The 9,987-nt window shown below is 69.5% G+C and carries 8 protein-coding genes; 4 read left to right on the forward strand and 4 right to left on the reverse strand.

Features of this window, described 5'->3' with window-relative positions:
* Positions 1 to 304 precede the first annotated feature (304 nt).
* The 4 genes from OSC30_RS16570 to OSC30_RS16585 are packed head-to-tail and all read left to right on the forward strand — an operon-like array spanning position 305 to position 4,567.
* Positions 305 to 2,437 (forward strand): TonB-dependent siderophore receptor, encoded by a 2,133-nt coding sequence (locus OSC30_RS16570; protein ID WP_267172957.1) that lies wholly within the window; start codon positions 305 to 307, stop codon positions 2,435 to 2,437.
* A 3-nt stretch (positions 2,438 to 2,440) separates the two neighbouring features.
* The gene (locus OSC30_RS16575) at positions 2,441 to 2,734 is read left to right on the forward strand and encodes a hypothetical protein (protein ID WP_267172958.1); all 294 of its coding nucleotides are present in this window, start codon (positions 2,441 to 2,443) and stop codon (positions 2,732 to 2,734) included.
* Complete coding sequence (locus tag OSC30_RS16580) at positions 2,734 to 2,997, forward strand: hypothetical protein (protein ID WP_267172959.1); 264 nt, start codon at positions 2,734 to 2,736, stop codon at positions 2,995 to 2,997. Before OSC30_RS16575 ends, OSC30_RS16580 begins: the two co-directional genes overlap by 1 nt.
* Before the next feature lie 10 nt (positions 2,998 to 3,007).
* Positions 3,008 to 4,567 (forward strand): PepSY-associated TM helix domain-containing protein, encoded by a 1,560-nt coding sequence (locus OSC30_RS16585; protein ID WP_267172960.1) that lies wholly within the window; start codon positions 3,008 to 3,010, stop codon positions 4,565 to 4,567.
* A 120-nt stretch (positions 4,568 to 4,687) separates the two neighbouring features.
* Here the strand turns inward: OSC30_RS16585 and nadD are convergent, their stop codons facing one another.
* Genes nadD through leuS form a run of 4 tightly spaced genes read right to left on the reverse strand, consistent with a single transcriptional unit; the run spans position 4,688 to position 9,700 of the window.
* Positions 4,688 to 5,338 (reverse strand): nicotinate-nucleotide adenylyltransferase, encoded by a 651-nt coding sequence (gene nadD / locus OSC30_RS16590; RefSeq protein ID WP_267172961.1) that lies wholly within the window; start codon positions 5,336 to 5,338, stop codon positions 4,688 to 4,690.
* A 43-nt stretch (positions 5,339 to 5,381) separates the two neighbouring features.
* The gene (gene holA, locus OSC30_RS16595; RefSeq protein WP_267172962.1) at positions 5,382 to 6,392 is read right to left on the reverse strand and encodes a DNA polymerase III subunit delta; all 1,011 of its coding nucleotides are present in this window, start codon (positions 6,390 to 6,392) and stop codon (positions 5,382 to 5,384) included.
* A 1-nt stretch (position 6,393) separates the two neighbouring features.
* A complete protein-coding gene (locus OSC30_RS16600) occupies positions 6,394 to 6,921 on the reverse strand; it encodes an LPS-assembly lipoprotein LptE (protein WP_267172963.1) in 528 nt (175 codons plus the stop codon).
* A 4-nt stretch (positions 6,922 to 6,925) separates the two neighbouring features.
* A complete protein-coding gene (leuS, locus tag OSC30_RS16605) occupies positions 6,926 to 9,700 on the reverse strand; it encodes a leucine--tRNA ligase (protein WP_267172964.1) in 2,775 nt (924 codons plus the stop codon).
* Positions 9,701 to 9,987: the final 287 nt, after the last annotated feature.

Consider the following 9,987-nt stretch of genomic DNA (forward strand, 5'->3'; position numbering starts at 1 on the left):
GGCCAGATCGATTGCAATGGTCGTAATCTTGCTCATGACTCGCCCTCCGCATGTGACGGTGAAAGCGTTATCTCACCGCTGGCGCCATGACGCCTAAGTGCGCGGGGGCGAGTCCATGTGATTACGGATGGCGGGTTGCGTGTGCGGCATTTGCCTGCGGCGGGCATGACGTTTACAATGCGAATCATTCTCACTTGCAGGCGCATGCCTGGTGGGGACAGCCCGCTCGTGGACTCCCGGGACCCGCTTCTCCGGATGCCCCGCCAGCGGATCTTTCGCCACGTCGCCAAGGCCAGTGATGTCGATGCCCTCCCGCCCGCTCCCGCGGGCCGTCCGTTCCGCCCTGCCGTGCCTGCTGGCCTTGCCCATCGCCGCCTTCGCGGCCTCGCCGTCGGCCGGCGCGCCGGCGGAAAGCATCCCCCCGCAGATCACCAACCTCGAAGGCGTGCAGGTAACCGTGCCGATCGCCAGGGAAAGCGACTCGGTGACCAAGACCGACACGCCGATCGTGGCGATCCCGCAATCGGTATCCGTGGTAACCGAAATCCAGATGCGCGCACGAGGCATCCACGGCGTCGAGGAAGCGGTGTGGTACACCGCCGGCGCGCAGGGCGGCGGCTATGGCCCGGACTCGCGCAGCGACTGGCTGCTGGTGCGCGGTTTCACCCCGGCGCGCTACCTGGATGGTCTGGCCCTGCCGGCCGGCTCGGGCACCGGCATCACCCGCATCGAGCCCTATGGACTGCAGCGGCTGGAGGTGATCAAGGGGCCCTCGTCCGTGGTCTACGGCGCGATGCCGCCAGGCGGCATGGTCAACATGGTCAGCAAGCGACCGACGCAAGAGCCGCTGCACGAAGTGGAGCTGCAGCTGGGCAGCCACGAGCTGCGCCAGGGCGCTTTCGATTTCGGCGGCCCGCTGAGCGACTCCGGCACCCTGCTGTATCGCCTCACGGGCCTGGCGCGCAACAGCGACACGATGGTCGACCACATCAGCGACGACCGCTATTACATCGCCCCCGCGCTGACCTGGAAGCCGGACGACGCCACCGCGCTGACCGTGCTTTCGCGCTTCCAGAAGAACGCCACCGCCTCCGGTGGCGGCTTCCTGCCGGCCTCGGGCACCTTGCTGCCCAATCCCAACGGGACGATCCCGCGCGACCGCTTTACCGGCGAGCCGGGACAGAACGATTACGACAAGACGCTGGCCTCGATCGGCTACGAGCTGCGCCATGATTTCGCCAGCGGCGTGACCTTCAACCAGAACCTGCGCCTGGGAAAAGCGGACGTCGACAACAACGGCGCCAATGTCGGCGCGTTCGGCCTGCTCGCCGACGGGCGCACGCTGCTGCGCTACCTGTTCCCGAACGAAAACCACACCCGCACCTTCGGCGTGGACAACAACCTGCAGTACGCCTTCGATACCGGCGCCGTGCAGCACACGCTGCTCGGCGGCATCGACTACCGCCGCGCCAGGGACGACTACGCCTCGGCGTTCGACTTCAACGCGCCGACGCTGGACATCTTCGACCCGGTCTACGGCAGCCCGGTCACCGTGCCGGCCTACACCAGCCACACGAAGCAGACCCAGTCGCAGCTGGGCGTCTATGTGCAGGACCAGCTCAAGCTCGGCCGCTGGGGCGTCACCGTGGGCGGCCGCCAGGACCGCGTGCGCACCGATACCGACGACCTGATCCAGGGCGGTTCCGCGCGCCAGACCGACCACGCATTCTCCGGCCGGGTGGGCATCAACTACCTGTTCGACAGCGGATTCGCGCCATACATGTCCTGGTCGCATTCGTTCCAGCCGACGGTCGGCACCGCGTTCGACGGCCACGCGTTCAAACCGACCACCGGCGACCAGTACGAGGCCGGCCTCAAATACCAGCCCGCCAGCGGCAACGGTCTGCTGACCCTGGCCGCCTACCAGATCACCCAGAAGAACTCGCTGACGATCGACCCCAACCACCCGCTCTACCAGGTACAACAGGGCCAGACGCGGTTGCGCGGCGTCGAGCTGGAGGGACGCTGGAACGTCGGCACGAACCTCAGCCTGTACGGCGGATACACCCGGAGCGATTCGGAGGTCACCCGCACCAACGACCTGCCCTCGCTGGGCAAGCAGATCGCCTTGCTGCCGCAACAGCAGGCTTCGCTGGGCGCCGACTACACCATCGTGTCCGGCCCGCTGGCCGGGCTCGGCTTCGGTGGCGGCGCGCGCTACGTGGGCGCGCACTACGGCGACATCTACAATGAGTGGAAGACGCCCTCCTATACCCTGCTCGACGCGGCCGTGCACTACGACGCCGGTGGCTGGCGCCTGCAGCTCAACGCCAGCAACCTTGCCGACAAGGAGTACGTCTCGGCCTGCAACAGCGCCGTGTGGTGTTACTACGGCTACGAGCGCACCGTGACCGCCACCGCGCGGTACCGCTGGTAACCGATGGACGCATGGCTGCAAGCGCTGGGCCTGGCCGCGGCAGTGCTCTCCGCCGTGGCGTTCTACGCCGGCTCGACGCACTGCCTGTGGCCGCGGTTGCGCGGACGGCCACGGCTGGCGCGCGGCCTGGGCTGCGCGTTGGCCGTGCTTTCCCTCGCCGCGTGGATGCACGCGCTCGGTGCCGCCGGCGCGTGCGCGATGCTCGCCTGCTGGATGCTGGCCCTGGCCGCGCAACCCTGGCTCGCCCTGCTGGCCTGCTCCTGCAAAGGTCGTGGTGTCGTGGGCGAGGCCCCCTGATGTGGCCGCGCCTGGGCGCCGGCGTAGTGCCGGGATTCTTCCTCGCCGCCGCGCTGGTGGGGCTGGCCTGCTGGCTGCCGCCAGGGTCGTGGGAATCGTGGCTGGTGCCCGGATTGGTGGCGTTCTTCCCGGTCTGGCTGGCGGTCGCCTGCCTCAGCCTGCGCTTTGCCAGCGGGCCGCGCGCATGGCTGTGGCTAAGCGGCCTGGCAATGCTCGGCCTGGGCCTGCTGCGGGTGCTGCAGCAGGCCGGCTGGGTGCGATGAGAACGACCGCTTGAAGCTCAAGGCAGCGACCCTGCGCAACTTTACGGCGCTGCATTCGTGGACCGGCCTGCTCGCCGGCCTGGCGCTGTTCGTGGCGTTCTACGCCGGCGCGATCACCGTGTTCCACCCGCAGTTGCAGCGCTGGGCCGGCGCCGCGGCCGGCGCGCCGTACTCGCTTGAGGACATGCAGCGGCTGCTCGACGGCGTACTTGCCCGCCATCCGGAAGCCCGCCAGCACGTCGGCATGACCTTCCCCGGTTACGAACTGGCCGAGCCCACGGCCTATTGGCAGGACGCCTCCGGCACCTGGCTGTTCGCCACGCCGCACGACCTCGCCGGCAGCTCCACGCCGCCCGGCGCGACGCTGCCGGAACTGGTCAACGAACTGCACTACACGCTCGGCATCCCATTCGTCGGCACCTGGCTGATGGGCGTGGTCGCCCTGCTCTACGGGCTGGCGCTGGTGTCCGGCCTGGTGATCCACCTGCCGCAACTGGCGCGGGATGTGTTCGCCTTGCGCCGGGGCCACAACCTCAAGCGCTGGTGGCAGGACGCGCACAACGTGATCGGCGTGCTCAGCCTGCCTTTCCACCTGGTGTTCGCGGTCACCGGCGCGCTGTTGTGTCTGCTATTCGTGCTGATGACCGCGCTCGGGCCACTGGCCTTCCAGGACCGGCTGATGGCCGCCTCCGCCGCAGCCATGGATACCGCGCGGCCCATCGCACCGGCGGGCCGCGAGGCGACGTTGTCGCCGGTGGCGAAATGGCACGCACGTGCGATCGAGGCGGCGCGCGAGCGCGGCGTGGCGGACTTCGAACCGGGCTATCTCAAGCTGGCCCACGCCGGCGACGCGCATGCGGTGGTGGAGATCACCGGCAGCTCGCCGCGCGCGCTGGGCGCTGGCGCGGTGGCGCTGGATGCGACGGGCGGCGCGGTGCTGTCGGCCCAGCTGCCGGGCCGCCGCGACGCCAACCACGCCACGCTGGCGGCCGTCTATGCGCTGCACTTCGGCGATTACGGCAACGTGGTGGTGCAGTGGCTGTACTTCCTGCTCGGCCTGGGCGGGGCGTTCCTGTTCTACTCGGGCAATCTGCTGTGGATCGAATCGCGCCGCCGGCGCCGCCAGGTCGCGCAGGGCCGCGGCCCGGTGTTCATGGCGCGTGCCACGGCAGGCGTGTGCCTGGGCGCCTGCGTGGCGGTGTCGGTGGCCTTCGTCGCCGCGCAGCTGGGGCCGCTGCTCGCGTCGTCACCGGCCTGGGGTGAACGGACAGCGTGTTTCGCCAGCTGGCTGCTCTGCATGGCCTGGGCCGCCTGGCGCCCACCCGCGCGCGCTGCACGCGAGCTGCTGTGGCTGGCCGCCGCGGTCACCGCGCTGGTGCCGGTGTGCCACGGCCTGGCGACCGGCGCATGGCCGTGGCGCGCCATTGCGCGGGGCGAGGGTGCGCTGGCGTTGATCGATCTGGTCGCGTTGGCGCTGGCGGTCGGTTTCGCCGTGCTGGCTCGCGCCACCGCCCGCCGCGCGCGCAGCGGTGACACGCACAGCGTCTGGGCGGACCCTGCGGCCGGTTGAAGGAAGGGCGGCCGCCTTGCTTGCCGCGGCGACGCGCGCCATCGCCGGTGGCGCCCGGGCGGTCGAAACGGGAAACAACCGAGGACATGCGCGTGCGCCACATCCGTGGCCGCCCGTTCGCTACAGGATCGCGCGGTAGGCGTCGAGCAACCCCGCTTCGTCCCGGATCCCGGGCGGCAGCAGCCAGCGGGGGTCGCGGCCACATTGCAGCAGCTCGCGGATCCGGCTGGCGGAAATCTCCAGCGGCGTGACCTCCAGTGCCACCACCATGCCTGCGGGTGCGTTATGCAGCAGGCGCGGATCCGTCGCATGCCGCGATGCGATCTCGCGCGTCAGCTCGGCCGGCCACGTGGCGGCGCTGCCCGGGCGGGACAGCACGCCGATGTGCGCCAGCTCGAACAACCCATGCCAGCGATGCCAGCCCGGCAGGCCGGCGAAGGCATCGGCACCGAGCAGCAGGACCAGTGGCCGCGTGCCGCTTTCGGCGCGCAACTGGGCCAGCGTGTCGATGGTGTAGGACGGCCCGCCCCGCGCCAGTTCCCGGGTGTCCAGGCCGAGCCGGTCCTGCCCCCGCAGCGCCGCGCGCAGCAGCGCCACCCGTGTGGTCGCATCGGCCACCGGCGGCGGCCGATGCGGTGGCACGCTGGCGGGCATCAGGCGTACCTCGGCATCGAGCAGTTCGGATGCCTCCCACGCCACCGCAAGATGGGCGACATGAACCGGATCGAAGGTACCGCCGAGGATGGCCAACGGGCGCGTGCTTTCGCTCATGGTTCCCTCCGGCAAGAGCGGGCAAGCGCCTTGCGCACGCCGCTCATGCCAGCGCCGCGGCCACCCGCGGCTCGGCGATCGCGGCGATCAGCCGTTCGGCCTCCAGCCAGGGTTCGCCGCGTTCGCGACCCTTGGACATGCGGTCGATGCGCGAAGCACGCGCCAGGCAGGCCAGCCAGTGGTCGCGCGGGGCGCGGCGCAAGGCCTTGCGGAACAGTTGTTCGCGCGCGGGCCACAGCCGCTCGGCGCGCGCCTGTGCAGCGAAATCGCGGGCGTTGGCCAGGCGCAGGGCCAACTGCAGCTGGTTGACCAGCCAGCCCATCAACGGGATCAGCTCCTCGCCTTCGCCACGCAGGCCGGCCAGGATGTGCAGCGCGCGGCCGCCATCGCCGGCGAAGGCGGCGTCGGTGAGCTTGAAGGCGTCGTAACGGGCACTGTCGGCGACCAGGTTTTCCATTTCGGCCGCGTCGATGCGGCCGCTGCCGTGCAACACCACCAGTTTGTCGATCTCCTGGGCCGCGGCCAGCAGGTTGCCCTCGACGCGCTGGGCCAGCAGCGCCGCAGCGTCGGGCGTGGCGGCCAGGCCGCGCGAGGCCAGCCGCGCGCCGATCCACGAGCCCCATTCCTGCGGCCGGGGCGCGTTGAACACGGCCAGCACGCCGGCGGCGTCGACCTTCTTGGTCCAGGCGCCTTCGTGCTTGCTGCTCCACTCGACCGCACTGATCAGCAGGGTCACGTCCGGCGGCGGATCGGCGCAGAACGCGGTGATCGCCTTGGCACCCTCCACGCCCGGCCGGCCGGTGGGCAGGCGCAGGTCGAGCAGGCGGCGGCTTGCGAACAGCGACATGCCGGCGGCCGAACGGGCCAGGTCGTCCCAGTCGAAATGCGGGCCGGCCTCGAGTACCTCGCGTTCGCCGTAGCCCAGCTCGCGCGCCCGCGCACGCAGCGCGTCGGCGGCCTCCAGCACCAGCAATTCCTCGCCCGCCAGCAGGTAGACCGGCGCCAGGCGATCGGACGCCAGCACCTTGTTCCACTGGGCGGCGGACAACGGCATGTCAGCCGGCGCTGGCGGCGGCCGGGCCGGCCGGCATGTTGCGGCCGGCGGCCTGCAGGCGGAACAGGATTGCCTGCACCATGTCGTCGTTGAGGCTGCGGCGGATCTCTTCCACCTGGGCCTCGGTGCCGATCGTGTTGGTGGCGTCGTAGCTGAAGTCGCGCGACATGTCGATGCGCTGGCGCGGCACCAGCGCCTGCCCGTCGCCGCCGTCGACTTCGAAGCGAACCTGGTAGCGCACGGTGTATTCGGTGACGCGCGCGCCGCCGCTGACGCTCAGGGTTTCGGTGTTGAACGAGGCGAGCGGAATCTTCAGCTCCGCGATGCCGGGGCCGCCCTCCTCTTCGATGGTGACGCCCGAATCCTCCAGCGCGCGGGCCAGGTCGCGCTGCAGGTCGCCACCGCCGTTGACGGCCAGGTGCATGCGCTGCATCGAAGCCGGCAGCGCGGCGCTCTGGCGCAGGTGGAAGCCGCACGCCGCCAGCGCGAGGGTGCAGGCCAGCAGCGAAACGCGAAGCAGACGGTTCATGGGTTCATCCCGCGACGATGTTGACGATCTTGCCCGGCACCACGATCACCTTGCGCACGGTCTGCCCTTCCAGGAACGCGACGACGTTGTGATGCGCACGCGCCATGGCTTCGGCTTCTTCCCGGGAAGCCTGGGCCGGCACCTCGATGGTAGCGCGCAGCTTGCCGTTGACCTGCACGGCCAGCGTCACCGAATCGCGCACCAGCGCGGCCGGGTCCGGCTGCGGCCAGGCCAGGTCCTCCAGCACGGTTTCCGGATGGCCCAGCACCTGCCACAGCGCGTGGCTGATGTGCGGCACCACCGGGTTGAGCAGCAGCACCATCGCTTCGAGCGCCTCGTGGCGCACCGCACGACCCTGCTCGCTCATGTCGGTGAACTTGCCCAGCGCGTTGAGCAGCTCCATCAGCGAGGCGATGGCGGTATTGAAGGCGTGCCGGCGGCCGAGGTCGTCGCCGACCTTCTGGATGGCTTCGTGCAACTGCCGGCGCAGCGCCTTCTGGCCGGCGTCGAGCGCGGCCGGGTCGACCACCGGGTGATCCGGCTGCTCGGCATGCGTGGCGACCTCGCGCCAGAACCGGCGCAGGAAGCGGGCCATGCCTTCCACGCCGGCCTCGCTCCATTCCAGCGACTGTTCCGGCGGCGCGGCGAACATGGAGAACAGGCGCACCGTGTCGGCGCCGAATTTCTGCACCATCGCCTGCGGGTCGACGCCGTTGTTCTTGGATTTGGACATTTTTTCGATGCCGCCGATCCGCACCGGCTCGCCATCGGCCGCCAGGCGCGCGCCGGTGACCCGGCCGCGCTCGTCGCGCTCGATCTCCACGTCCGCGGGATTGATCCAGTCCTTCGAGCCATCCGGATTTTCGCGGTAGAACGTCTCGGCGATCACCATGCCCTGGCACAGCAGGTTGGTGGCCGGCTCGTCCGACTGCACCAGGCCCGCGTCGCGCAGCAGCTTGTGATAGAAGCGGAAATACAGCAGGTGCAGGATGGCGTGCTCGATGCCGCCGATGTACTGGTCCACCGGCAACCAGTAGTTGGCGCGCGCGTCGACCTGACCGTCGGCGCCCGGGCTGGTATAGCGGGCGTAGTACCAGCTCGACTCCATGAAGGTGTCGAAGGTGTCGGTTTCGCGTTCTGCCGGGCCGCCGCACTGCGGGCAGGCGCACTTGCGCCATTGCGGATCGGCCTTGATCGGCGACTGCACGGCACCGCTGGTGGCGAACGCGTCCTCCACGTCCTCCGGCAGCACCACCGGCAACTGGTCTTCCGGCACCGGCACGGCGCCACAGGTGTCGCAGTAGATCACCGGAATCGGACAGCCCCAGTAGCGCTGGCGGGAAACGCCCCAGTCGCGCAGGCGCCAGTTGACGCGGCGCTGGCCCTTGCCATCGCGTTCCAGACGGTCGGCGATCGCTTCGAAGGCGCGGGTGAAATCCAGCCCGTCGAAGTCGCCCGAGTTCACCAGGATGCCGCGCTCGGTGTAAGCGCCATCTTCCTGGATGCGGCGTTCGAACTCCTGCACCGTGCCGAGCGCCGCCGAGGTGGCGACCGCATCGGTTTGTGCGCCTTCGAGCGCATTGCGCATCGCGTCGGCGCGCACGCCGGTCTTCAGGTCATGGCCGATCTCGGCCAGCGCATCCACCACGCCGCGGTCGACGATGACCATGCGGATCGGCAGCGAATACTTCTGTGCGAATTCCCAGTCGCGCTGGTCATGGCCGGGCACGGCCATGACCGCGCCGGTGCCGTAACCCATCAGCACGAAGTTGGCCACCCACACCGGGATCTCTGCGCCAGTGACCGGATGGATCGCGCGCAGGCCGGTGTCCATGCCGCGCTTTTCCTGGGTTTCCAGCTCGGCTTCGGAAACACCGCCGTGCTTGAGCTCTTCCAGGAAGGTGGCCAGGCGTTCGTTGCCCCGCGCGGCCTTGAGCGCCAGCGGATGTTCGCCGGCGATGGAAACGAAGCTCACGCCCATCAGCGTGTCGGGACGGGTGGTGAAGACGCTCAGCGGCTCGACTTCGGTCCCTTGCTCACCCTGGACGGCGAAATGGATCTCCATGCCTTCGGAGCGGCCGATCCAGTTGCGCTGCATGGTCTTGACCGCGTCGGGCCAGCCCGGCAGCGTGTCCAGCCCGTCGAGCAGTTCCTGCGCGTAGTCGGTGATCTTCAGGAACCACTGCGGGATCTCGCGCTTCTCCACCAGCGCGCCGGAGCGCCAGCCGCGGCCGTCGATCACCTGCTCGTTGGCCAGCACCGTCTGGTCGACCGGATCCCAGTTGACCACCGCGTTCTTGCGGTAGGCCATGCCCTTCTTCATCAACCGCGTGAACATCAACTGTTCCCAGCGGTAGTACTGCGGCGTGCAGGTGGCGAACTCGCGCGTCCAGTCGTAGGCAAAGCCCATGCGCTTCAACTGCTCGCGCATGTGCTCGATGTTCCTGTAGGTCCACTTCGCCGGCGCCGTGCGGTTCTTGATCGCGGCGTTCTCGGCGGGCAGGCCGAAGGCGTCCCAGCCCATCGGCTGCAGCACGTTCTTGCCGTTCATGCGCTGGTAGCGGCTGATCACGTCGCCGATGGTGTAGTTGCGCACGTGGCCCATGTGCAGCGCGCCGGAGGGGTACGGCAGCATCGCCAGGCAGTAGAACTTGGGCTTGGAGGGGTCTTCGACCACCTCGTAGGCGTGGTTGGTGCTCCAGTATCGCTGCGCGGCGGTTTCCACCGCCTGCGGCTGGTAGCCCTGTTCGTTGGAAGCCTGGTCGTGGGAGTCCTGCATGTGTCCGGTGCCGTTGCTGGGGGGCTCGCGCGGCCGGTCGGGAACGCCGCGGCGGGAACCCGTCAGCCTAGCCGAGCGGCCGCCCCGAGCCAAGAAGGCAAACGCAGGGCGGGCTTCAGCTCACCGGCTTTTCTTGCGCCGCGACTCGGGTGGGCCGACTCACCCTATGTATGGACTCGCCTCCACGGTCAACCCCCGTTTGCTGTCAAGAACGACCGGCTGCGTCTATGTATGAGGCCTCGTCGAGGTGGTCGCAGGGACCACGGGCCGGCATCGGATGAGCTCGC

The sequence above is a fragment of the Frateuria hangzhouensis genome (assembly GCF_026410505.1).
In the GTDB taxonomy this organism is placed as follows: domain Bacteria; phylum Pseudomonadota; class Gammaproteobacteria; order Xanthomonadales; family Rhodanobacteraceae; genus Frateuria_A; species Frateuria_A hangzhouensis.

Coding starts and splice junctions, on each gene's coding strand:
- OSC30_RS16570 (WP_267172957.1), top strand. CDS start 305: ATGCCCTCCCGCCCGCTCCCGCGGGCCGTCCGTTCCGCCCTGCCGTGC.
- OSC30_RS16575 (WP_267172958.1), top strand. CDS start 2,441: ATGGACGCATGGCTGCAAGCGCTGGGCCTGGCCGCGGCAGTGCTCTCC.
- OSC30_RS16580 (WP_267172959.1), top strand. CDS start 2,734: ATGTGGCCGCGCCTGGGCGCCGGCGTAGTGCCGGGATTCTTCCTCGCC.
- nadD (WP_267172961.1), bottom strand. CDS start 5,338: ATGAGCGAAAGCACGCGCCCGTTGGCCATCCTCGGCGGTACCTTCGAT.
- holA (WP_267172962.1), bottom strand. CDS start 6,392: ATGCCGTTGTCCGCCGCCCAGTGGAACAAGGTGCTGGCGTCCGATCGC.
- OSC30_RS16600 (WP_267172963.1), bottom strand. CDS start 6,921: ATGAACCGTCTGCTTCGCGTTTCGCTGCTGGCCTGCACCCTCGCGCTG.
- leuS (WP_267172964.1), bottom strand. CDS start 9,700: ATGCAGGACTCCCACGACCAGGCTTCCAACGAACAGGGCTACCAGCCG.